At 60.8% G+C, this 24,113-nt stretch carries 20 protein-coding genes and 1 tRNA gene; 7 read left to right on the top strand and 14 right to left on the bottom strand.

The annotated features are described in order from the left end of the window. Positions 1–17: 17 nt before the first annotated feature. Entirely contained in the window at positions 18–1,313 is a 1,296-nt protein-coding gene (gltA, locus tag AC2FML_RS03290) for a citrate synthase (protein ID WP_170338439.1), read from the bottom strand. Between the two features lie 114 nt (positions 1,314–1,427). After that, entirely contained in the window at positions 1,428–2,834 is a 1,407-nt protein-coding gene (gene gltX, locus AC2FML_RS03285) for a glutamate--tRNA ligase (RefSeq protein WP_170363384.1), read from the bottom strand. Between the two features lie 78 nt (positions 2,835–2,912). Between gltX and AC2FML_RS03280 the strand changes: the two genes are divergently transcribed. After that, positions 2,913–4,955 carry a ComEC/Rec2 family competence protein gene (locus AC2FML_RS03280; RefSeq protein ID WP_496781947.1) on the top strand — a complete coding sequence of 681 codons (2,043 nt, stop codon included), beginning with the start codon at positions 2,913–2,915 and terminating at the stop codon, positions 4,953–4,955. On the opposite strand, the gene lexA is transcribed toward AC2FML_RS03280, so the two are convergent. The 6 genes from lexA to AC2FML_RS03250 all read right to left on the bottom strand — a co-directional run bounded on the left by lexA (position 4,939) and on the right by AC2FML_RS03250 (position 9,766). Then, positions 4,939–5,637: a transcriptional repressor LexA gene (gene lexA, locus AC2FML_RS03275; RefSeq protein WP_170390251.1), complete on the bottom strand. Its 699-nt coding sequence runs from the start codon at positions 5,635–5,637 to the stop codon at positions 4,939–4,941. The genes AC2FML_RS03280 and lexA overlap by 17 nt on opposite strands. Before the next feature lie 80 nt (positions 5,638–5,717). Continuing rightward, positions 5,718–6,890 (bottom strand): molybdopterin molybdotransferase MoeA, encoded by a 1,173-nt coding sequence (locus AC2FML_RS03270; RefSeq protein ID WP_496781945.1) that lies wholly within the window; start codon positions 6,888–6,890, stop codon positions 5,718–5,720. Next, complete coding sequence (gene moaC, locus AC2FML_RS03265; RefSeq protein ID WP_496781943.1) at positions 6,887–7,360, bottom strand: cyclic pyranopterin monophosphate synthase MoaC; 474 nt, start codon at positions 7,358–7,360, stop codon at positions 6,887–6,889. The genes AC2FML_RS03270 and moaC overlap by 4 nt, the downstream gene beginning before the upstream one ends. After that, on the bottom strand, positions 7,360–8,172 hold the full coding sequence (gene trpC / locus AC2FML_RS03260) for an indole-3-glycerol phosphate synthase TrpC (protein ID WP_170402909.1): 813 nt from the start codon (positions 8,170–8,172) through the stop codon (positions 7,360–7,362). Before trpC ends, moaC begins: the two co-directional genes overlap by 1 nt. Beyond that, positions 8,169–9,188, bottom strand: a complete 1,020-nt coding sequence (trpD, locus tag AC2FML_RS03255) for an anthranilate phosphoribosyltransferase (RefSeq protein WP_170359083.1) — start codon at positions 9,186–9,188, stop codon at positions 8,169–8,171. Before trpD ends, trpC begins: the two co-directional genes overlap by 4 nt. After that, positions 9,185–9,766 (bottom strand): anthranilate synthase component II, encoded by a 582-nt coding sequence (locus AC2FML_RS03250; RefSeq protein ID WP_170338975.1) that lies wholly within the window; start codon positions 9,764–9,766, stop codon positions 9,185–9,187. Before AC2FML_RS03250 ends, trpD begins: the two co-directional genes overlap by 4 nt. A 196-nt stretch (positions 9,767–9,962) precedes the next feature. Between AC2FML_RS03250 and AC2FML_RS03245 the strand changes: the two genes are divergently transcribed. Continuing rightward, a complete protein-coding gene (locus tag AC2FML_RS03245; protein WP_496781941.1) occupies positions 9,963–11,426 on the top strand; it encodes a divergent polysaccharide deacetylase family protein in 1,464 nt (487 codons plus the stop codon). A gap of 46 nt (positions 11,427–11,472) precedes the next feature. Here AC2FML_RS03245 and trpE read toward each other — a convergent pair whose 3' ends face one another. From trpE to fabI, 5 genes are all read right to left on the bottom strand, one after another. Continuing rightward, the gene (trpE, locus tag AC2FML_RS03240) at positions 11,473–12,984 is read right to left on the bottom strand and encodes an anthranilate synthase component I (protein ID WP_170359089.1); all 1,512 of its coding nucleotides are present in this window, start codon (positions 12,982–12,984) and stop codon (positions 11,473–11,475) included. 11 nt (positions 12,985–12,995) lie between these two features. Next, positions 12,996–14,837, bottom strand: coding sequence for a peptidyl-prolyl cis-trans isomerase (locus AC2FML_RS03235; protein ID WP_496781939.1), 1,842 nt, complete (start codon positions 14,835–14,837; stop codon positions 12,996–12,998). An 81-nt stretch (positions 14,838–14,918) separates the two neighbouring features. Then, entirely contained in the window at positions 14,919–16,094 is a 1,176-nt protein-coding gene (locus AC2FML_RS03230) for an aminotransferase (protein ID WP_496734832.1), read from the bottom strand. Positions 16,095–16,134: 40 nt separating this feature from the next. Continuing rightward, positions 16,135–16,644, bottom strand: coding sequence for a xanthine phosphoribosyltransferase (gene gpt / locus AC2FML_RS03225; RefSeq protein WP_149774418.1), 510 nt, complete (start codon positions 16,642–16,644; stop codon positions 16,135–16,137). Between the two features lie 4 nt (positions 16,645–16,648). Further along, positions 16,649–17,455, bottom strand: a complete 807-nt coding sequence (gene fabI / locus AC2FML_RS03220) for an enoyl-ACP reductase FabI (protein ID WP_170370522.1) — start codon at positions 17,453–17,455, stop codon at positions 16,649–16,651. Between the two features lie 135 nt (positions 17,456–17,590). Here fabI and pdxH point away from each other — a divergent pair, with 135 nt between their 5' ends. The 4 genes from pdxH (at position 17,591) to AC2FML_RS03200 (ending at position 19,439) form a co-directional block, all read left to right on the top strand. After that, positions 17,591–18,196: a pyridoxamine 5'-phosphate oxidase gene (gene pdxH, locus AC2FML_RS03215; protein WP_170338455.1), complete on the top strand. Its 606-nt coding sequence runs from the start codon at positions 17,591–17,593 to the stop codon at positions 18,194–18,196. A gap of 121 nt (positions 18,197–18,317) precedes the next feature. Continuing rightward, the gene (locus AC2FML_RS03210) at positions 18,318–18,845 is read left to right on the top strand and encodes a cold-shock protein (RefSeq protein WP_093962172.1); all 528 of its coding nucleotides are present in this window, start codon (positions 18,318–18,320) and stop codon (positions 18,843–18,845) included. A 12-nt stretch (positions 18,846–18,857) separates the two neighbouring features. Further along, on the top strand, positions 18,858–19,319 hold the full coding sequence (locus AC2FML_RS03205) for a DUF192 domain-containing protein (protein ID WP_496782015.1): 462 nt from the start codon (positions 18,858–18,860) through the stop codon (positions 19,317–19,319). Between the two features lie 43 nt (positions 19,320–19,362). Continuing rightward, positions 19,363–19,439, top strand: a tRNA-Pro gene (locus AC2FML_RS03200). 6 nt (positions 19,440–19,445) lie between these two features. Here the strand turns inward: AC2FML_RS03200 and AC2FML_RS03195 are convergent. After that, a complete protein-coding gene (locus AC2FML_RS03195; RefSeq protein WP_170359098.1) occupies positions 19,446–19,901 on the bottom strand; it encodes a hypothetical protein in 456 nt (151 codons plus the stop codon). 507 nt (positions 19,902–20,408) lie between these two features. On the opposite strand from AC2FML_RS03195, the gene AC2FML_RS03190 reads away from it, so the two are divergent. Next, complete coding sequence (locus tag AC2FML_RS03190) at positions 20,409–24,038, top strand: vitamin B12-dependent ribonucleotide reductase (RefSeq protein WP_496781938.1); 3,630 nt, start codon at positions 20,409–20,411, stop codon at positions 24,036–24,038. Positions 24,039–24,113: the final 75 nt, after the last annotated feature.

Here is a 24,113-nt window from a genome sequence, read left to right as displayed (position 1 = left end):
GGGGCCTTTTGTCTGTCTCAGCGGTTTTCGATGTCGACGTAGTCGCGCAGAGTTTCGCCCAGGTACAGCTGGCGCGGGCGGCCAATCTTGTTCTGAGGATCGGCGATCATTTCTTTCCACTGGCTGACCCAGCCAACGGTGCGCGACAGCGCGAAGATCGGGGTGAACATCGAGGTCGGGAAACCCATCGCCTCGAGAATGATGCCCGAGTAGAAATCGACGTTCGGGAACAGCTTCTTGTCGACGAAATACGGATCTTCCAGTGCTTGTTTCTCAAGCGCCTTGGCGACCTGCAGTTTCGGGTTGTTCTCGATGCCCAGCAAGTCCAGAACCTCATCGGCCGACTGCTTCATCACTTTGGCGCGCGGGTCAAAGTTCTTGTACACGCGGTGACCAAAGCCCATCAGGCGGAACGGATCGTTCTTGTCCTTGGCGCGTTCGATGAACTCGGGGATGCGGTCGACGCTGCCGATCTCTTCCAGCATCTCGAGGCAGGCCTGGTTGGCGCCGCCGTGCGCCGGGCCCCAGAGGCAGGCGATACCGGCCGCGATGCAGGCGAACGGGTTCGCGCCCGACGACGAAGCCAGACGCACGGTCGAGGTCGAGGCGTTCTGCTCGTGATCGGCGTGCAGGGTGAAAATCCGGTCCATGGCGCGGCTGAGGATCGGGTTGACGACGTAGTCCTCGGCCGGAACGGCGAAGCACATGTACAGGAAGTTCGACGCGTAGTCCAAGTCATTGCGCGGGTAGATGAACGGCTGACCGATCGAGTATTTGTATGCCATCGCCGCAATTGTCGGCATTTTGGCGATCAGGCGGTGCGTCGCGATTTCGCGCTGGCGCTCGTCGCCCACGTCAGTCGAGTCGTGATAGAAAGCCGACATGGCTCCGACCACGCCCACCATCGTAGCCATCGGATGCGCGTCGCGGCGGAAGCCACGGAAGAAATAGTGCATCTGCTCGTGGATCATGGTGTGGCGGGTGATGGTCGTTTCGAACTCTTCCAGTTCGTCGGCCTTGGGCAGGTATCCGTACAGCAGCAGGAAGCACACTTCGAGGAAGTGCGATTTCTCGGCCAGTTGGTCGATCGGATAGCCACGGTGCAGCAATTCGCCCTTTTCACCGTCGATATAGGTGATGGTGCTGTCGCAGCTTGCGGTCGAAGTGAAGCCCGGGTCGTAGGTGAACACGCCGGCCTGACCGTAGAGCTTGCGGATGTCGACTACGTCGGGTCCGGCCGTTGGCGAATGAACTGGCAACTCATAGGTTTTTCCGTGGACGGTCAGAGTCGCTGTCTTGTTGCTCTCGGTCATGTTTTCCCTTCCTCAATCATACGAATGCCGGCTCGCTGACCGACAAAACGGGCGGTGATCGCGCAAGGCTGCGCGAGTCAGGTCGTAGCGGAGCAGCGTTACCCGAATGTGAAGTCAGGACTGTGCCGCTGCATCAGAAATCCGTGCAATGGTCTCATCCCGACCCAGCACGAGCATCATGTCAAAAACCGAAGGTGTGACGGCCCGACCCGCCAACGCAGCCCTGAGGGGGCCAGCCAGCTTGCCGAACTTCAACCCGTTTGCCTCGGCAAACGAATTGAGGGTCTCCTCCAGTTCGTTCCGGGTCCAGCTAGCATTTTGCAGCTGCGGCGTCAATTGATCCAGTATACCGTCGGATACAGAACTCAGCGCCTTTTCTGCCTTCTCATCGCGCTCGATCGGTCGCGAAGTCAGTGCAAAATGCGCCTTTTCAAGGAGTTCCGGAAATGTACGCGCCCGATCCTTGAGGCAATACATCGCACGTTCCAAATCACCCGATTGTGTTTCTGTCAGCGCAGGCAGGCCAGCGGCGTCCAGATATTCTTCGATTTCTTGCCGCAATGCAGCATCATCGGATATGGCGATGTGCTGCCCGCACAAGTTCTCGAGCTTTTTCAGATCGAACCGCGCCGGGCTTTTCCCGATTCCGTCCAGGTCGAACCATTCCTTGGCCTGTTCATCGGTAAAGAACTCGTCGTCCCCGTGGCTCCAGCCCAGGCGCGCCAGATAGTTTCGCATACCGGCGGCAGGATAGCCCATGGCCTGATACTCCTGCGCGCCCAATGCGCCGTGCCGCTTGCTGAGTTTCTTTCCGTCAGGGCCGTGGATCAGCGGGATGTGCGCCCAGACCGGAACTTTCCAGCCCATGGCTTCATAGATCATCATCTGCCGCGCCGCGTTGTTCAGGTGGTCGTCGCCACGAATGACATGCGTCACACCCATGTCGTGGTCATCAACGACCACCGCCAGCATATAGACCGGTGTGCCGTCCGAACGCAGGAGGACCATGTCGTCCAGCTGATCGTTTCGGATGGTTACGTCACCTTGGACCTTGTCGCGGATGACGGTTGTGCCATCCTGCGGAGCCTTGATCCGCACAACGAAGGGGCGGTCGGGGTGTGTGCTGGGGTCGGCGTCGCGCCACGGGCTGCGGAACAGGGTCGACTTGCCCTCGGCCCGGGCCTGTTCACGAAAGGCCGCGATTTCTTCCTGGGTCGCAAAGCACTTGTATGCTTTGCCTTCTGCCAGCAGCTGATGCGCGACTTCGGCGTGACGAGCTGCGCCCTCGAACTGGCTGATGACATCTCCGTCGTGGTCGAGCCCGAGCCAGCTCATGCCCTTGAGGATGGCCTCGGTCGCTTCGGGCGTTGACCGTTCGCGGTCCGTGTCTTCGATCCGCAGCAGGAACTTTCCGCCTCGACCACGGGCGTAAAGCCAATTGAACAGCGCAGTACGGGCTCCGCCAATGTGCAGATAGCCGGTGGGCGAGGGTGCAAATCGGGTGACGACCTGATCGGACATTATAGTGATTAACCTTTTGGTAACCGCGTTGAGCGTAGAGTCGAGCCTGTCTAACGAGCCTCAAGGACGGGGGCAACCATGCGTGTTGTGGCGTGGGTCGAAGGTGCGTTGCTAATCCAGCGAGGGCACCTTTTGCCTTGGTCTCCGGTTTGTCTGGCCATCGGCATAGGCCTGTATTTCGCAATCCGGTTCGAGCCGGATGCGCGGATTTATTCGGGCCTGTCCGGGTTGGCCCTGCTTGCCATTTGGGCCAGCCGCCGGATGTCGTCTGCCTGGGCTCCGTTGGCTATAGGGGGGGCGCTGGTCGCCGTTGGGTTCATCCTGGCGGGTGCTCGCGCTCACATGGTTGCAGAGCCGGTTTTGAAATGGCGCTATTACGGCCCGGTTGAGGGGAGGGTCGTGGCGTTGGATCGCTCTGCTTCGGATGCGCTGCGGGTTACGCTGGACCAGGTACGGATCGGGGACGTTCCGTCGGACCAAGCCCCGCGGCGCATCCGACTTTCGTTGCATGGCGACCATGTACCGATTGTGCCAGGGCAACGCGTTATGACGACGGCCCATCTGTCACCGCCGCAAGGTCCCGTCGAACCCGGCGGCTTTGATTTTCGCAGACACGCCTGGTTTCAGCGCTTGGGCGCGGTCGGATACGCGCGCACGCCAGTGGTCACCGCCGCTCCGTCCCGCTTTGAGGCCGGGGTGCGTGTCGCTGCCGTGCGCATGGCCATTTCCGACAGAGTGAGAGAAGTGCTGCCAGGTGATGTCGGTGGCTTTGCCGCAGCTGTTTCGACCGGGGATCGCAGCGGCATCAGCGCCGCCGCTTTGGACAATTTGCGCGCGTCGAACCTTGCCCATCTGCTTGCAATCTCCGGCCTGCATATGGGGTTGTTGACGGGGTTCGTCTTTGTGACTTGCCGGGTACTGCTTGCGGCCTTGCCCGCCTTGGCGTTGCGGTGGCCGGTTCGCAAGGTTGCCGCGGTCTGCGCGCTGATCGCTGCAACGCTCTATCTGTTGCTTTCTGGGGGCAATGTCGCGACCGAGCGCGCCTTCGTGATGGTATCGGTTCTGTTTGGGGCGGTTTTGATCGATCGGCGTGCCATATCTTTGCGGGCCGTCGCGGTTGCGGCGCTGTTGGTGCTGTTTCTTCGCCCCGAATCATTGCTCAGCCCCGGATTTCAGATGTCCTTTGCCGCCACGACAGCACTGGTCGCGGTTTTCGGTGCCCTTCGCGACGTTGAGGTTCCAAGAGTGCCCAAGTGGTTGCGCCCGGTGGGTGGGCTTCTGTGCTCCTCGGCGGTCGCTGGTTTGGCGACGGCCCCAATTGGTGCGGCACATTTCAACATGGTGTCGTACTACGGCTTGCTGGCCAACACCCTGTCCGTGCCGGTTATGGGATCCGTCGTGGTTCCCTCGGCAGTTCTGGCAGCGATCCTCGCGCCTTTCGGGCTCGAGGCCGTTGCGATCCATGTTATGGGTATCGGACTGGCGTGGATCCTGGCCGTCTCGGACTGGGTGTCCGGCCTGGATGGTGCACGGGGCTTCGTTGCCAGCTCGCCCGGTTTTGTCCTGCCGCTGTTTTCCTTGGGTGCGCTGTGGGTCATTTTGTGGCAGGGACGCAGCCGCTGGGTTGGAGTTTTTCCGATGGCGTTCGCCGCAGTATTCTGGGGACAAGGCCAGCGGCCCGAGGTGCTGATCGCCGATTCAGGTGGTTTGGTCGGGGTGATGACCGAGAAGGGTCGCGCGTTGAGCAAGGAAAAAGGCGCTGGGTTCGTCGCTTCGGTCTGGCTTGAAAACGATGGAGACGGAGCAACCCAGCCGGAGGCCGCGGGCCGGTGGCCATCGGCCCCAGATCTTGTTCAGCGATATCCTTTAGAGGATTTCCAGCTGGTCCACATCACGGGCAAGCGCGCGGCGCAGCAGGTCACCGTTTGCCGACCGGGCGAACTCGTGGTCTCTGCCGTGCCGATCAAACTGACCGGTGACTGCGCCGTTTTTGATCCTGACCGACTGCGAAAGACCGGCAGCCTTGCGATCCGCCAAGGAAAGATGTTCAGCAGCGCTGATGCGACGGGGCCGCGCCTTTGGTCACCGGCTCGGCCCGACGGCTTCAGTAAGTCCGAATAAGTCCGACGAGACGCCCTTGAACCTTGACTTTGTCCTCGGGCAATACCCGCGTTTCGTAAGCGGGGTTGGCGGCCTCGAGCGCGATCGCCTGGCCGCGCCGAAAAAACCTTTTCAGGGTTGCCTCCTGATCTTCGACCAAAGCCACGACGATGTCGCCATTGTCTGCCGAAGACGTTTCGCGGATCACGACCACGTCCCCGTCATTGATACCGGCGTCGATCATGGAGTCTCCCCGCACCTCAAGGGCATAGTGTTCGCCACGGCCCGATACCATCGTGCCCGGTACCGCAACATGATGGGAAATGTGGCTGATCGCCTCGATAGGAACACCGGCGGCAATTCTGCCCATCACCGGAAGTTCGAGAGCGTCCACCGACACAGGATCGACATTGGCGGGGCGGGGCATGCTGGGCTTGTCACCTTCGATCACGCGGGGCGTGAAGCCGGCGGTCGGCTCGCCTCCAAGACTCTCGGGCAGTTTCACGATCTCGATCGCGCGCGCCCTGTGGGCGAGACGCCGGATGAATCCACGCTCTTCCAGTGCGGTAATCAACCGATGGATGCCGGATTTGGATCTCAGGTCCAACGCCGTTTTCATTTCGTCAAAGCTGGGTGGAACACCGTCCGCCTGAACGCGTTTGTGGATGAATTCCAGCAAATCCAATTGCTTCTTGGTCAGCATCGCTCACACCTCGTTGCCCATACGTTTTCTTTTGTTCTACGCATGTTCACGTTTTGTGTCAATGGATTTGCCGACTGAACCTAGATGGCCAGGTAGGACACCGTTTCCCCCGCAGCCCGCGCGGGATCGTTTGGAGGGCGCATCAGCAAGGCGTTCGACCGCGCCAGAACGCTGAGCAGCGAACTGTCCTGATCCTCGAATGCGCGTATCCCATTGCTTTCCAATCGAGCGCGCATGTAATGCTCGCGCGGGCCGTTTGGTGGAAGGGCATCCGACAAGATGGCCTGATGGAGAATCGGGTCAACAGTCTGGATGCCCAGCATCTTTTTGACCAAGGGGACCAGGAAGAGATATCCGCAAACCATCGCGCTGACCGGGTTGCCGGGCAACCCGATCATCGTCGCATCACCCAGCCGCCCGGCCATCAGCGGCTTGCCGGGGCGCATCAGGACCTTGTAGAAGGATTGCTCGAGCCCCAGCCGATGCGATGCTTCGGCCACAAGGTCGTAGTCACCCACCGACGCTCCGCCAATTGTCACGACCAGATCGGAGCCTTCGGCCAAGCCAAACGCGGTTTCCAGCGATGACAGGGTGTCCTGTGCCACTGGCAACATGCGAACATTTGCGCCAGCTTTCTCGAGCAACGCTTTGATGCCAAACGAGTTTGAGGCAATGATCTGGTCAGGTCCCGGAGTTTCGCCCGGCATGACCAGCTCGTTTCCCGTAGCGATCAGCACGATCTGAGGTTTGCTGGCCACTGAGACGGTTGGAACATTCATCGCCGCCAGCAATGCAAGATCTTCGGGCGAGAGGACTCGTGGTGCACTAACTACATCGCCGATGGTAAAGTCCACGCCTGCCGGTCGGATGTTGGTTTTTTGGCCGGGTTCTTCCGTGATCGTCAACAGATCGCCGCGCCGGTCGGTATCTTCCTGGATGACGACGAAATCTGCCCCCTCGGGGACCGGAGCCCCGGTGAAGATCCGAACCGCCTGGCCCGGGCCAACCGTGCCGGTGAAACGCTGGCCAGCGGCGGCCTCACCGATGACCTTGAACATCGCGTGACGTTCCACTTCGGCCGACTTCAGCGCATATCCATCCATTGAAGAAGCGGCAAACGGGGGTTGATCCCGCTCGGCTTTGACATCCCGCATCAGCACTCGACCGGCCGCGTCAGCAAGCGCAATCTGCTCTTCGGGCATGGTGGCTACCAGGCCGAACAGCAACTGTCGGGCTTCTTCAACCGTTATCATTTCGCCTCGTAACGACCTGATTTGCCGCCATCTTTCAGCAGAACGCGGATCCCGCCGATTTCCATTGCCTTGTCAACGGCTTTGGCCATGTCATAGACGGTCAGCGCCGCGGTAGACACAGCTGTCAGGGCCTCCATCTCGACACCAGTCTGACCGGTGGTCTTGACCGTCGCTTCGATCTGCACGCCCGGCAGGTCCGGGTCCAATGTCAGGTCAACCGACACCTTGGTGACAGGCAAGGGATGGCACAGCGGAATCAGGTCCGGTGTCTTCTTTGCCCCCATGATCCCGGCCAACCGGGCAACCCCAAGAACATCGCCCTTCTTCGCGCGGCCTTCGGAAATGATTTCAAATGTTTGTTGCGCCATTTTCACGTGACCCGTTGCAACGGCGACGCGGTTTGTCGTGTCCTTGTCCGATACATCGACCATATGGGCCTGGCCGTCGCTGTCAAAATGCGTCAAGGGCATCACATGACCCCCGGCACCAGCGGGTTCGACAGGATGTGACGGGTCGCGGCGGCGACGTCCTGCTGCCGCATGAGGCTTTCTCCGATCAGGAAACACCGGGCACCATAGCGGGCGATATCCGCAAGGTCTTCCGGGGTGTTCAGCCCGCTTTCGCACACGATCATGCGGTCAGCGGGAACCAGCTTGGACAAGCGGCGAGTGGTATCAAGCGAGGTCTCGAACGTCTTGAGATTGCGGTTGTTTATTCCAATGAGAGGGCTTTTGAGATCGGCCGCGCGCTCAAGCTCGGCCTCGTCATGTACCTCGATCAGGACATCCATTTCCCAGTCAAACGCGGTCTGTTCCAGTTCGGCGGCTTGCTGATCGTCGACCGATGCCATGATGATCAGGATACAGTCGGCACCCAGTGCCCGCGCTTCGACCACTTGATAGGGATCATACATGAAGTCCTTGCGCAGTGCCGGAAGCGAGCATGAAGCCCGGGCGGCGGTCAGGAAGCCCTTGGCGCCCTGAAAGCTGGGTGTGTCGGTCAAAACCGAAAGGCAGGCGGCGCCACCTTCTTCATAGGCTTTTGCCAGCGCGGGCGGATCGAAATCCTCACGGATCAAACCCTTGGACGGGCTTGCCTTCTTGATTTCGGCGATCAGACCATAACCGCGGCGACTGGCCGTGCGCAGAGCATCCACAAAGCCGCGCGTTTCAGACGCTTCGCGGGCTTGTTGCTCGACCTCGTCAAGGGGAACTTGGGCTTTGTCGGCGGCGACTTCTTCCAGCTTGTAGGCCTTGATCTTATCCAGAACGGTTTCGGTCATGCGGCTTCCTGTGTGAGTTGTGCCAGAGCAGCAATCTTGTCTTTCGCCTTGCCGCTGTCGATGCTTTCGGCGGCCATTTCGACGCCTTGTTTCAGGTCCGGTGCAGCTTCGGCGACCACAAGGGCCGCAGCCGCGTTCAGCAGGACCGCATCCCGGTAGGCCGACGGCGCGCCATCCAGCAATGCGCGGAACGCGACGGCGTTTTCCTCGGGTGTTCCGCCCAGAATATCTTCAAACGGATGAACCGGCAGGCCCGCATCTTCGGGATGCAGTTCGACCTCTTTCACCCGTCCGTCCTCAAGCGACGCGACCCAGCTGATGCCAGTAATCGTCAACTCGTCGGTCCCGTCCGAGCCATGTACCAGCCAGGCGTGCTCGGCCCCGAGCAGACCAAGGGTTTCCGCCATCGGTCGGATCAGGTCGCGGCTGAAGGCTCCGGTCAGCTGCCGCTTGACACCGGCGGGGTTGGTCAGGGGGCCAAGGATGTTGAAGATGGTTCGGGTACCAAGCTCTTGCCGGGTGGGCATGACATGGGCGATGGCCGGGTGATGCATGGGCGCCATCATGAACCCGATGCCGACGGTCTGCAAAGCCTTTTCAACGACTTGCGGCCCGACCATCACGTTGATTCCCATCTGTCCCAATGCGTCGGCGGCCCCGGATTTCGAGCTGAGATTCCGGTTGCCGTGCTTGGCCACGGTCACGCCCGCGCCAGCCACGACAAAAGCCGTTGCGGTCGAGATATTGAGCGTGCCTTTCCCGTCGCCGCCGGTTCCAACGATGTCGATCGCGCCAGATGGCGCTTTGACCGCGTTGCATTTCGCGCGCATCACGGCGGCAGCGGCGGCATATTCCTCGACCGTTTCGCCGCGCGTCCGCATGGCCATCAACAGACCGCCGATCTGGCTGGGCGTGGCGCGGCCTTCAAACAGGATCTCAAAGGCCTGTTCGGCTTCGGCACGGGTAAGGGCGCGATCGGCCGCAGCTCCGATCAGCGGTTTCAGCGCGTCACTCATGCGGGGACTTTCATTTCGTTCAGGAAATTCTTCAGCAGAGCGTGGCCGTGTTCCGAGGCGATCGACTCCGGGTGGAATTGAACACCGTGGATCGGCAGCTCTTTGTGTTGCAGGCCCATGATGGTGCCGTCTTCCAACTCTGCCGTGATTTCGAGGCAATCGGGCAGGGTATCCCGATCGACGACCAGTGAGTGGTAGCGGGTCGCCTCAAACGGTGACGGCAGGCCGGCGAACAGGCCTTTGCCAGTGTGATGCATGGTTCCCATTTTGCCGTGCACGATTTCGTGGCACCGCACGACCTTGCCGCCAAAGGCCTGACCGATGGTCTGGTGACCCAGACAAACACCCATCAAAGGCGTGCGCGTTTCCGCAGCTGCCTCGGTCAGGGCGAGGCAGATCCCTGCCTGGTCAGGATCACAAGGGCCGGGACTCAGCAAGATGCCGGCAGGGTTCATGGCCATCGCTTCCTGCACATCCAGCGCATCATTGCGGCGCACGACCATTTCCGCGCCCAATTCGCCCAAATAGTGGACAAGGTTGTAGGTAAACGAGTCGTAGTTGTCGATCAGCAGCAGCATTTGGCACTTGTCTTGTGTTTGGGCAATTCGGACTGGCGATACAGCCCCGCGCCACGGTATAGTGTCGGGACATACATGCTCAGGCTTGTGCGGCAGCGTCAAGGGGACAACCCCAACAAGGCGACCGGACGGGTGAGTGCCGCAGAGACGGTGCACTGGCTGCCGAGGCAGGATGAAAGACGAGAGGCAAGAACAGATGGGCGGATTTATCGGTGGAATGATCGCCGGCGCGGTCGTTGTGTTGGTTCTGGGCGCAGTGCTTTCCCTGAACACGCCACTTGGCAGCAAACCGGATATTCAGACAGCGGCGCCAGCCGCGGTGGAAGCCGATCTGCCCAAGGCGGATACGGAAGTGCAGGGCGCTGGTCCGGATTCCGATCTTGTCGAAATCGCACCACGAGCGTTGGAGGCGCTGGACGATACGGCGGATGGGGCCACTGGACTGGATGGCATTCAGGCCGAGCCGGATGATCGTCCGCAGGTCGGTGACACCGTGGCAGGCCTGAACGACCCGGGTGCGGGAGACGCCGCGTCGGTCGATGTGACGACCGACGCGCCAGCCGCGCCCCCGGCGCCCGGACCGGTTCCCTCCAGTCCGGACGAGGAGGTCCAGCCCGTTACCGTGGACGCGACACCGCCGGCCGCACCACAGCCCCCGGCGCAAGAGGTCACGACCGTCGAGCCAGAGACCGCCGAACCAGAGACCGCGGCAAATGCGGAACTCGAGGCGACCCCGGCGCCGGAAACAGCCGCGCTGCCGTCGACACCTGAGCCGGATCAACCGACCGGAACCGGCGACAGCCCGATCGCGGTCGAGGGGGACGAAGACACGCAGCCCCGCAAACGGGCCCGGATCGCGGCCTTGCCCCAGATCGGCGGCGAACAGGCAACGGCCTCATCTTCGATTGCCGGCAAACGCGTGATCCCGCTGACCGAACGCGATGATGCCCCGGCCGATCAGCCGGCAGAGGGTGAGGGCATGCCCGGTAAGCCGATCGATGCTTATGCCGCCGCCTTTGACAACCCGGATGCCAAACCTCTGATGTCGATCATCCTGATCGATGACGAAGGTGCGTTCGGGGCCGAGGCGCTGAAGGATTTTCCGTATCCGCTGAGCTTTGCGGTCAGCCCTTCGGATCCGCAAGCGGCGGAGAAGATGAAGCGCTATCGCGAGGCTGGGTTCGAGGTTCTGGCCTTGACCGACCTGCCAAAGGCGGCCAGCGCGCAGGATGCCGAAGTTTCGCTGGCGGTCTGGCTTGAAACCTTGCCTGAAACCGTTGGCCTGCTCGAGGGCGTGAACACCGGGATACAGGGCAACCGCAAGTTGGCCGATCAGGTGGCTGCCATCGCGGCAGGAACGGGCCGTGGGCTGGTCGTGCAGGACAACGGGTTGAACACCGTCCAAAAGCTGGCCGCGCGGAATGGCATTCCATCCAGTGTGGTGTTCCGCGACATCGACGGTGCGCGTCAGGATCCAACGGTCATGCGCCGGTTCCTGGACCAGGCAGCTTTTCGTGCCGGGCAGGAAGGCGCAGTTGTGATGCTGGGCCGATTGCGGCCCGAGACAATTTCGGCGTTGTTGCTCTGGGGGCTTGAGGATCGCGGCAACCGAGTTGCCCTGGCCCCGATCTCGGCGGTGATGAAAAGCCAGATCCAGTAATCAGTGCAGAAAAAGAAGAAAAGGCGGCCAGATTGGCCGCCTTTTTTTATGAATTCCCGGATCCGGTGAACCGCGCCGCATCCGCCGCGGCTCGCCTGATGGCATTCGATTTGTGCACGGTTTCCATGTATTCGGCCTCGGGGTCGCTGTCATAGACGACACCACCACCGGCCTGGATATACAGTTTCTGGTCCTTCACGATGGCCGTACGCAGCGCAATGCACATGTCCATGTCGCCACCGGCGCTGAAATAGCCGACACCGCCGCCGTAGACACCGCGCTTTTCGGGCTCCAACTCGTCGATGATCTGCATCGCCCGGACCTTCGGTGCACCTGACACTGTGCCCGCCGGCATCCCGGCAAAGAAGGCGTCCAGGGCATCCTTGTCGCCGGCCAACTCGCCCACAACGTTCGACACGATGTGCATCACGTGGCTGTAGCGCTCGATGATGAATTCCTCGGTCGGGCGGACGGTGCCGATTTTGGACACGCGTCCTGTGTCGTTGCGGCCCAGGTCCAGCAGCATGAGGTGCTCGGCCAGTTCCTTTTTGTCGGCCAGCAAATCCAGCTCGTTCGCCTTGTCCTCTTCGGGGGTGGCACCGCGAGGACGTGTTCCGGCGATCGGCCGGATGGTCACTTCGTTGCCGAACACGCGCACAAGTATTTCGGGGCTGGCGCCGATCACCTGGAAGCCACCGAAGTTGAAATAGAACATGAACGGCGACGGATTTGTGCGGCGCAAGGAACGATACAGCGCAAAGGGCGGCAGCGGGAAATCCTGCGTCCAGCGTTGTGCCGGAACCACCTGGAAGATGTCACCAGCCCGGATGTACTCCTTGGCCTTTTCCACGGCTTCCATGTAGCCCGACTTGGTGAAGTTGGATACCGGCGGCGCGATCTCGTGTGCTTCGCCCAAATCCCGCGACTCCGAGGGCATCGCGCGTTCCAGGTCGCGAACCGCGTCCATCACACGCTCGGCCGCTTGTGCGTAGGCTGCCTTGGCTGACTGCCCGTCGCTGGCCCAGGCCGGAGACACAATGGTGACTTCGCCTTTCACGCCGTCCAGGACCGCAACCACCGACGGGCGCAGCAGTATCGCATCCGGCAGGCCCAAAGGATCGGGGTTCACATCCGGCAGGTATTCGACAAGGCGCACCATGTCGTAACCCAGATAACCGAACAGGCCGGCCGCAGCCTGGGGCAGGTCATCGGGCAGGTCGATGCGGCTTTCGGCGAGCAGCGCGCGCAGGTTGTCCATCGGGTTGCCATCTTGCGCGTCGAACGCATCCGCATCAAACCGCGCCGAACGGTTCAATTCCGAGGTTTCGCCCCGACAGCGCCAGATCAGATCCGGCTTCATCCCGATGATCGAATACCGCCCGCGAACTTCGCCTCCGGTCACCGATTCAAGCACGAAGGCGTCCTTCTGGGCGCCCGTCAGCTTGAGCATCAGCGAAACCGGTGTGTCCAGATCCGCGGCCAGACGGGTATAAACGACCTGGTTCTGTCCGGCCTCATAGGCGCGGGCAAAGCTGTCGAAATCGGGTGTCAGAGCCATTTTCGTTCCGGTCAGAAGTTGGCCTGAACCGCGTTCAGCGCGCGCTGGTCCAGGGTCGGCTGCGCGCGTGTCTGAGCGTCGCGCACATAGATGTCGAAAATGTTTTGGGCCAGTGCCTGGTTCAGCTGAGCGGCAGCGGCCTCTTGCATCAGGCGCTGTTCGTCGGTTTCCGCAGGCGGAAGAACCTCGTCCAGCCGCACGATGAATGCCGCATCCGGTCCCGCGATCACGCGCAGTTCATTGGGCTCCATCTCAAAAATCTGGGTCATGAAGTCGGCCGGGACGTTGTCCAAAAAGGCGGTCCGGGTCAGCGCGTTTTCGACACGGAATGGCAGCCCGGTCGCCGTGAAGTCACCGTCGACGGCCAATTGAGTCACGATGCCGTTGGCCTGTTCCTCAAGCGCCTTGGCTGTCTGTTCTTGTACCCATGCGGCGGCGACGCGGTCGCGTGCGGACTCCAGCGGCTCGGGGCGCGGCGGCAGAACCTCATCCAGTCGCAGGGCAAAGATCGAACCATCCTCGAGGAATCCGATTTCAGGGAAATCATCTTCGCGGACGGCCTGCGCAGCCTGGCGGAAGCCGTCATACGCGGCGATGCCGTCATCGCTTTGACGGGTCCAGTCAATCTTACCAAGCTCCATTTCGGTTTCGTTGGCCAATTCTTCCAGCGTGGCGCCGCCGGCCAGCATGTCGTTGATGTCTTCGGCCTGGCTCTCAATCAGGCGCCGGGCGCGTTCGCCGGCCAGCTCTGCACGCAGTTCCGGTTCGGCGTCCTCAAAGCTCACGTTCTGTTCGGCCAGCGATCCGTTGACCCGGAACAGGGCCGGACCAAAGACCGAGGGCAGGGGGCCCACGACCTGATCAATCTCTGCGGCAAAAACGGCATCCGCGGCCTCGCCCAGATCTTCGCGGGTCACATCACCCAGATCGACGCTGCTCAGTTCAAGTTCGCGCTCGCGTACCAGCTGCTCAAAATCCGCTCCGCCGACTTCCAGCTGCGCCATCGCCGCAGTCGCCTCTTCCTCCGAGGGGTAGACCAGCCGCTCAACCAGACGACGTTCGGCTTGCTGATACTGGTCCTTGCGTTGTTCATACAGACGCTTGAGTGCGTCTTCGTCTACTTCGACCTTATCCTGCAGCATCTCCGGCGACAGAACGGCGTAGGTGATCTTTTTGGTGCGCGGCAGGGTGAACCGATCGGTATTCGCGTCGTAATATGCTTGGATATCGGCGTCTGTTGGCTCGGAGATCGGGGTCGTCAGAGCGTCCGGCGAAAGAGTTGCGACGGTAAAGCTGCGGCGAGCGAGAACATAGTCGGCCAGGGCTTTGGTCATGATCGCGGGCATTTCAACTCCGCCCATCATCGCGCCTTGGACAATTGTCCGTGCTGTTTCCTTTCGCAGGTCTTCCTCGAACTCGGTTTCGGTCATGCCGATCTGTTCCAGCTGGAACCGGTAGGCTTCGCGGTCAAAAGATCCGTCAGGGCCCTGAAAGGCCTGAATGCCGACGATTTCCTTCTGCAGGTTGGCATCACCGATCGAAACACCCAGCTGTGCGACCTCGTTGTTCAGGGCTGCCAACGAAACCAGACGCCCCAAGGCCCGCTGATCCAACCCCAGTTCCCGGGCCTGTGACATCTGCATCGGTTGACCGGTCTGCGCCTCGACTGCGCGGATTTCGCGCTGCAGCTCGCGGACATAGGCATCGACCGAAACGTCCTCATCCCCGACCTGGGCGACTGTGCGAACCGTTCCGCTGAGGTTGACGGCGCCAAAACCGGCAAGACCTAGCATCAGCATGCCCATGAGAATCCAGACGAAGGTTTTGGAGAGTTTGTTAATGCCTGCGGCCATAGTGCCCTCTTGGATCTTGCGGCAGGGTTCTGCCGTGACTGTTGCGGCCCTGAATACGACGCGGGATGCCGGGGGGCAAGCTCAGAAGGACAGGGCCTTCAAGCGGTCGAACAATAACCCGATTCCAGCACGGTCCAGATTGGCGAAAGCAATGCGCACCTGACGTTTCCCGGCGGGGTCGTGGTCGGGCATGAACATGGTGCCCGGCAACAGCAGAATACCGGCCTCGGAGACCAATCTGCGCGCCAGTTCGTCCGACGGCATGTCGAACGGATGTTCGAGATAGGCGAAATAAGCCCCCAGACCCAGCAGCCGCCAACCCTTGTCGATGAGGCGGGGCATGTTCTCGGTGATTGCGGCGCGGCGATCCAGAATCTCGGCGCGTTCGCCCGCCAGCCACTGCGACAGGTTCCGCATCCCCCACAGCGCCGCGAACTGGCCCATCTGGCCGGGGCAGATGGCGACGGTGTCGAGGAATTTCTCGACCTCGGCCAGCAGCGGCGCACCTGTGGCGATCGCGCCCACGCGGTGGCCGGTCAGGCGGTAGGCCTTCGAGAAGGAATAGAGATGCACCAGCGTCCGGTCCCAGTCGGGCTGCTGGAACAGCGCGTGTGGCGGGCCGCTGCGGCTGTCGAAATCACGATAGGTTTCATCGACCAGCAGGCGCAGGCCATGCTGTTGCGCCAGGTCATAGAAGGCACGGACCAGATCCGCCGGGTATTCGACGCCACCCGGGTTGTTGGGTGTGACCAACGCGATCGCGCGCGTGCGCTTGGTGATCAGCGCGCGCGCCTGTTCCGGATCGGGCAGCAGGTCCGACCCGGTCGGCAGATCAACCGTTTTGACACCGGCCATGTCCAACCACATTTTATGGTTGAAATACCAAGGCGTTGGCAGGATGACCTCATCCTCTTGATCCGTGATCGCCGAGATGACCGAGGCAAAGGCCTGATTGCAGCCCGAGGTGATGGCTGTCTGCTCCGGCCGAACCTCGGCAGCGTAGTGATCGCCGATCTCACGCGCGAGCTCCGCGCGCAGATCGGGGTTGCCCAGTACCGGGCCGTAGAGATGTGCGGCGTCCTGATTGATCGCGAAATCGGCCATCGCCTGCCGCAGCGCCAGCGGCGGCGGATCGACCGGCGCCGCCTGGCTCACATTGATCAGCGGGCGGTCATCCGAGAACGTGACCCCTTCGAGCCAACGCCGCGCCTCCATCACCGGAGGGGCGAAGGTGGCGGCGGTGCGGGTCAATGTCATCGGGTGTCCGGTCTTGCTGATTTGTGGTGGATAAGTGGGATCAGTCGGTGCCGCGATAGGGCTCGACATATTGCAGGGCCATATCCCAAGGGAAGAAGATCCAGGTGTCTTGGCTGACCTCGGTGATGAAGGTATCGACCATCGGGCGGCCCTTGGGCTTGGCATAGACCGTGGCGAAATGGGCCTTGGGGTACATCTTGCGCACCAGTTCCAGCGTCTTGCCGCTGTCGACCAGATCATCGATGATCAGCACGCCCTCACCATCCCCCATCAGATCGGCATCGGGGGCCTTGAGCACCTCTGCCTCGCCACGTTCCTGATGGTGATAGGATTTGACGCTGATCGTATCTACGGTGCGGATGTCCAGCTCTCGGCTGACGATCATCGCAGGTGCCATGCCGCCACGCGTGATCGCGACGACGGCGCGCCATGCGCCCTCATCCGGTCCCTGACCGTCCAGCCGCCAGGCCAGTGCGCGCGAGTCGCGGTGAATCTGGTCCCAGCTGATATGAAAGCCTTTTTCGTGTGGCAGGCGGTCCTTTGCGCTCATGGTCTTATCCCTTTTCCACATCCGGCGCGTCGACGGCTTTCATGCCGACGATGTGATAACCCGAGTCAACGTGCAGGTTTTCACCGGTCACGCCGCTGCTGAGGTCGGACAGAAGATAAAGGGCCGATTTTCCCACGTCATCGATGGTCACGTTGCGGCGCAAGGGAGAGTTGTACTCGTTCCACTTCATGATGTAGCGGAAGTCGCCGATGCCGCTGGCGGCGAGGGTCTTGATCGGCCCGGCCGAGATCGCGTTGATGCGGATGTTGTCCTTGCCCAGGTCCTCGGCCAGGTATTTCACCGACGCCTCGAGCGCGGCCTTGGCCACACCCATGACATTGTAATGCGGCATGACCTGCTCAGCACCATAATAGGTCAGGGTGATGGCGCTGCCGCCGTCGGTCATCAGCTTCTCGGCGCGTTGCATCACGGCGGTGAAGGAGTAGACCGACACATCCATCGTCAGCTTGAAATTCGCGCGCGACGTGTCGACATAGCGGCCGCGAAGTTCGTTCTTGTCGGAGAAACCAATGGCGTGGACGACGAAATCCAGCTTGCCCCATTTTTCTTTCAGCGCTGCGAACAGCTCATCGATCGACTCTTCGTCGCTGACGTCACAGGGCAGGACGATCTCGCTCCCCAGTTGGGCCGCCAACGGGTCGACCCGTTTTTTCAGTGCATCCCCCTGATAAGAGAAAGCCAGTTCGGCTCCGGCTTCGGACAAGGCGCGGGCGATTCCCCATGCGATTGATTTGTCATTGGCCAGTCCCATGATGAGGCCGCGCTTGCCGGCCATCAACTGATTTGACATGTTCGGTTCTCCGCCTGTCGTCGCGATGTGTTGCGTTGGTTTATGCCATTGATTGCGCTGCATCAAGGCCGTGCACTCTTGCCCGGGGCGGGTTCTCGCCGTAGGGTCATGTTCAATTCGTTCCAGGGGATGGACATGAGTGAGCGAAACGGCATCTTTGCCGGTGACGATCCGTTCGTGATCGCGGCCCGTTGGTTGGCCGAGGCCGAAAAGACGGAACCGAACGATCCGAACGCGATTGCCCTGGCGACCGTGGACCCCGATGGTATGCCGAACGCACGGATGGTGTTGCTGAAGGATATCGAGGCGGACTCCTTCGTTTTCTATACCAACTATCACAGTGCCAAGGCCCAAGAGCTGGATGCGGCCGGCAAAGCCGCCTTTGTGATGCACTGGAAATCACTGCGGCGTCAGATCCGGGTTCGTGGTACAATCACCAAAGAAGACGGTCCCTTGGCCGACGAATATTATGCGTCACGCTCGCTGAAAAGCCGGCTGGGTGCCTGGGCATCGCGACAGTCGGAACCTCTGAGCAGCCGGGCTGCTTTGATGGCCGAAGTTGCAAAGGTGACGGCAAAGCTGGGATCCAACCCGCCGAGGCCCGAATTCTGGGGTGGCTACAGGCTGACGCCGGTTGAAATCGAGTTTTGGGCGGATGGTGCCTTTCGGCTGCACGACAGGTTCCGCTGGCGGCGCGACCCGTCCGAGCAAAAGTGGAACGTACAGAGGTTGAATCCATGACGTTCGCGTATCGTGAAATGCAACACCCGGAAATGTCTGAATTTTTTCAGCTTGAATTTGCCCGACGTTTCCATACACATCAGACCCCTAACGACCCTTTGAATCTCGTGATGGGAACACCGTGCCAGAAGACCTGAACAGCATGTACCGCGTTCGTGGACACGTAAAATGGTTTGACCCTGCAAAGGGGTATGGCTTTGTCGTGTCCGACGATGGCGGTCCTGATATCCTGCTGCACGTGAACGTTCTGAGGAACTTCGGGCAAAGCTCGGTCGCGGATGGCGCGGGCATTGAGATCATGACTCACCGCACCGATCGTGGCGTTCAAGCGGTTGAGGTCGTGAGCATTGATCCGCCCGAGCGGGCCGACTCGGTGATGCTGGCGGATTTCGCCGAAATGGATCCCAATGAGATCGCACATGCGCCGCTCGAGGCCGCGCGGGTCAAGTGGTTCGACAAGAGCAAGGGTTTCGGCTTTGCCAATGTCTTTGGTCGCAGCGAGGACGTGTTTCTGCATATCGAAGTTCTGCGCCGGTCCGGGTTGGCGGATCTCCAACCGGGCGAGGCGCTGGCGATGCGGGTCATCGACGGCAAGCGGGGCCGCATGGCCGCACAAGTGCTTGCGTGGGAATCCGCGCTCAATGACTGAGCGCTGCGCGTGATGCGGATTCTGGCCTGTCTTCTTCTGAGTATTTTTCTGTCACAAGGCGCCTTTGCTGAATGCCGGTCTGACCGGGTGGACCTTCGCAATGACAAGGCACAGGTCCGGTTTCTGGTCGAATTGGCAGTTTCCCCGCAGGAGCGGGCAAAGGGTTTGATGTTCCGCGAAAGCATGCCTCAGGGCGAAGGGATGCTGTTCGTGTTCGATCCGCCCCAGCCGGTCGCATTCTGGATGAAGAACACCTTGATCCCGCTGGACATGATCTTTCTGGATCGCACAGGTTTGGTGACCCGTGTTCATTCCGATGCCGTACCGGGGGATCTGACCCCAATCGAGGGCGGCGATTCGGTCTTTGCGGTTCTTGAGGTGAATGCGGGGCTTGCCGCCCGTTACTCGATCGCACCAGGTACGGTCATGCGGCACGAAATTTTTTCGCAAGGCCCGGCAATCTGGCCCTGTTAGGGCTTTTCAAATCCGAATGACGCCGTTAGGAAGGCGCACGGTCCGGGGCGTGGCGCAGTCTGGTAGCGCACCTGTTTTGGGTACAGGGGGTCGTGAGTTCGAATCTCGCCGCCCCGACCACTTTCCTTACAACGGAGTTCCACCGAAATACCGGTAGAGCCGTGTCAATTCATCATCCAGAACCGAGCTTTCGACGGGAACCTTGATCGTCGCTCCGTCCTTCTGGGGGACCAGGAAAAACAACTCGGCATCGACCCGGTAACCGGCCTGATTGCGGGTCGAAGACATGCGGCGCACCCCTTTGGGCAAGTCCTGCGGGTAACCGTCATAGTTGAGGATCAAGAACGCGGTGGTTTCCGGAGGCAGAGAGGAACGGCACTCGAAACTGCTGCGCTCGGGCCGTGTGAACCGTTCCTCCGGACCTTCGCAGCTGATCTCGAACGTGCTGAATAACTGATCGGGGTATTCGGCGAACTGAGCGCTGCGTGAAGATTGTTCCGGCTCGGGCGTCGCACAAGCGGCCAGCAAGGTAAGGACCGGAAACAAACGGATAATCGAGGTTTTCAGGGCGCACTCCGTCATTTGTGTGTCGTGATGCATCGCGTTGCGCTGCCACGAAGATTGGTGATTCTCCTCACAGTATGGGGCACGGGCGGGCAGGTGACCATTTTCTCGTAACCGGGCCGGGAAAAAAGAAAATCCGATTTGACCGATCTGCACGGTTTTGTGGACAGCGTTGTGGAGGAATCGGCGCGTTGTGCCTTGGCCCATCCTGCGGTTTTGCGGTCAACAGAAAAGTTTTGGTTAGAAGCCAAAAAATGCCGTTGACCAACTATGGGTAGATACGCCAGATTGTATGGGCCGAGTGAGTTGCCACTAAATCTGGTAGGAATAGCCGGAATTGGCATAGGGCGAGGGTCGGAAAGCACTCCAAACTGACGTGCAACCGTGCAAACGGGTTTGCGCTGCCAAAGGCAGCGCCCGGTCCTCTGCGTCCCTGATCGGCGGTCAAGGCGGGCGGCACCCCGCCAGAGAACGGAATTGGTGCCGGACAACCGAATTTGGGCTGATTGATCTAGGGCGGCGGACATGAAGATTGAAAGAACATTTACCAAGGCAGGGCAGGACGCATACGCAGAATTGGACTTCGTGTCCGTCACGTCCGAGATCCGCAATCCGGATGGAACGATCGTGTTCCGCCTTGATAACATCGAGGTCCCCTCTCGGTGGAGCCAGGTCGCCAGCGACGTGATCGCTCAGAAGTATTTCCGCAAGGCCGGCGTTCCCAGCAAACTGAAAAAAGTCCGTGAGAAGGACGTGCCCGAGTTTCTGTGGCGCTCGGTTCCGGCCGACGATGCCGAATTTGGTGGCGAAACGTCTTCGAAGCAGGTGTTTGACCGCCTCGCGGGTGCCTGGGCCTATTGGGGCTGGAAGGGCGGTTACTTCTCGACCGAGGAGGACGCGCGCGCCTATTTCGACGAGATGCGCTATATGCTGGCGACACAGCGTGCCGCGCCGAACAGCCCGCAATGGTTCAACACCGGTCTGCACTGGGCCTATGGGATCGACGGCCCGGCCCAAGGTCACCACTATGTGGACTACAAGACCGGCAAACTGACCAAGTCGAAATCGGCCTATGAACATCCGCAGCCGCATGCGTGCTTCATCCAGTCGGTCGACGATGACCTGGTGAACGAAGGCGGCATCATGGATCTGTGGGTGCGCGAGGCGCGCCTGTTCAAATACGGCTCGGGTACCGGGACCAACTTCAGCCATCTGCGCGCGGAAGGCGAAGCGCTGTCGGGTGGCGGCAAGTCCTCGGGCCTCATGGGCTTTCTCAAGATCGGCGACCGCGCCGCTGGCGCGATCAAATCAGGCGGGACAACCCGTCGAGCAGCAAAGATGGTGATCGTCGATGCAGATCACCCTGACATCGAGCAATTCATCGAATGGAAGGTGATCGAAGAGCAGAAGGTGGCCTCGATCGTTGCCGGATCGAAGATGCACGAGAAGATGCTGAACGGCATTTTCGAGGCCATCCGCGCCTGGGACGGCGCGCAAGCGGATGCCTATGATCCCAAGAAGAATGACGCGCTGAAAACGGCGATCCGCGAGGCGAAAAAGGTCGCGATACCCGAGACTTACATTAAGCGCGTGCTGGATTACGCCAAGCAGGGCCACGACAGCATCGAGTTCCCGACCTATGATACCGATTGGGACTCTGAGGCCTACAGCTCGGTCTCGGGGCAGAACTCGAACAACTCGATCCGTGTGACCAACGCCTTCCTGAAGGCGGTCGAGAAAGATGCCGATTGGGAGCTGATCAATCGTACCGACGGCAAGGTTGCCCGCACGGTCAAAGCACGCGATCTGTGGGAAAAAGTCGGCCACGCGGCCTGGGCTTGCGCCGATCCGGGCATTCAATTCCACGACACGGTCAACGAATGGCACACTTGCCCCGAAGACGGCGAGATTCGCGGCTCGAACCCGTGCTCGGAATACATGTTCCTGGATGACACGGCCTGCAACCTGGCGTCGATGAACCTGCTGACCTTCCTGAAGGAGAGCGAGTTCCAGGCGGCCGACTACATGCACGCGGCCCGTCTTTGGACGCTGACGCTGGAAATCTCGGTGACGATGGCGCAGTTCCCGTCGAAAGAGATCGCGCAGTTGTCTTATGACTTCCGTACGCTGGGTCTGGGATATGCCAACATCGGCGGGCTGCTGATGAACATGGGTTATGGCTACGACTCGGACGAGGGTCGGGCGATCTGTGGCGCACTGACCGCAATCATGACCGGCGTTGCCTACGCCACCTCGGCCGAGATCGCCGGAGAGCTGGGGCCGTTCGCCGGCTACAAGCGCAATGCCGAGCATATGCTGCGGGTTATCCGCAACCACCGTCGCGCTGCCCAGGGTGTGACCGAGGGCTATGAGAAGCTGTCGGTCAAGCCGGTGCCGCTGGATCACGCCAACTGTCCGGACAAACGCCTTGTCGATCTGGCCATGAGCGCCTGGGACGAAGCGTTGAGCCTGGGTGAGAAGAACGGCTACCGCAACGCGCAGGCCACCGTGATCGCGCCGACCGGCACGATCGGACTGGTGATGGACTGCGACACCACCGGGATCGAGCCCGACTTTGCGCTGGTCAAGTTCAAGAAACTGGCCGGGGGCGGCTACTTCAAGATCATCAACCGCTCGGTGCCGTCGGCGCTGGAAAAGCTTGGCTATTCCTCGGCCCAGATCGAGGAGATCGTGTCTTACGCAGTCGGGCATGGCACCATCGGCAACGCGCCGGGGATCAACCACACCTCGCTGACCGGTCACGGGTTCGGCCCGAACGAGCTGGCCAAGATCGACGCCGCGCTGGAAAGCGCGTTCGACATCCGGTTTGTCTTCAACCAGTGGACGCTGGGCGAGGATTTCTGCACCGGCGTCCTGGGCATCCCGGCCAGCAAGCTGAACGATCCGACCTTTGACATGCTGCGCCATCTGGGTTTCAGCAAGTCGGATATCGACGCGGCCAACGACCATGTCTGCGGCACCATGACCCTGGAAGGGGCCCCGCATCTGAAGCCCGAGCACTATGCGATCTTCGACTGCGCCAACCCCTGCGGCAAGAAGGGCAAGCGGTTCCTCGGTGTTGACAGCCACATCACCATGATGGCTGCGGCGCAAAGCTTCATCTCGGGCGCGATCAGCAAGACGATCAACATGCCTAATGACGCCACGATCGAAGATTGCCAGAAGGCCTACGAGCTGTCCTGGAGCCTGGGCGTCAAGGCCAACGCGCTGTATCGCGACGGGTCCAAGCTCAGCCAGCCGCTGGCAGCGGCGCTGGTCGAGGATGACGACGAAGCGGCTGAAATCCTCGAAAGCGGCTCGATCCAGGAAAAGGCCGTGACCCTGGCCGAGAAGGTCGTCGAAAAGGTGGTGGTCAAAGAGATCATCCGCAGTCACCGCGAAAAACTGCCGCATCGTCGCAAGGGGTATACCCAAAAGGCGATCGTGGGCGGGCACAAAGTCTATCTGCGCACCGGCGAATTCGAAGATGGGCAGTTGGGCGAGATCTTCATCGACATGCACAAGGAAGGCGCTGGCTTCCGTGCGATGATGAACAACTTCGCCATCGCCGTCTCGGTCGGTCTGCAATATGGCGTGCCGCTGGAAGAGTTTGTCGACGCCTTCACCTTCACCAAGTTCGAACCGGCCGGGATGGTTCAGGGCAACGACTCGATCAAGAACGCGACGTCGATCCTCGACTACATCTTCCGCGAACTGGCCGTGTCGTACCTCGATCGCACCGACCTGGCGCATGTGAAACCCGAGGGCGCAACATTCGACGACTTGGGTCGTGGCGAAGAAGAGGGTGTATCGAACGTCTCGGAGATCAGCGACAGCGCGGCTTCGAAATCCTTGGAGGTTCTGAAACAGATCAGCTCGACCGGTTATTTGCGCAAGCGTTTGCCGCAGGACCTGATGATGTTCAACGGCGCCGCCGGCGAAGCGACCGGACTGTCCGAAGCGGCCGTGACCTTTGAAACCAAGAGCGAAACCACCGTCGTCACCGAAACGGCTACCGGGATGGATGCCCGGACCAAAGCCAAAATGCAGGGATACGAGGGTGATCCTTGTGGCGAATGCGGAAACTACACGCTGGTGCGCAACGGCACCTGCATGAAATGCAACACCTGCGGGGCAACCAGCGGGTGTAGCTAAGGCAAACGCCCCGCCAGGCGGGGTGTAGGGACCTGGATTTCCCCCCGGACTTCCGGTCCCGACGAATACGGATCA

It is taken from the genome of Ruegeria sp. BHSC029 (assembly GCF_059613085.1).
Note: the sequence above shows the minus strand (reverse complement) of the source record. Positions and strands in the feature narration are given on the sequence as shown.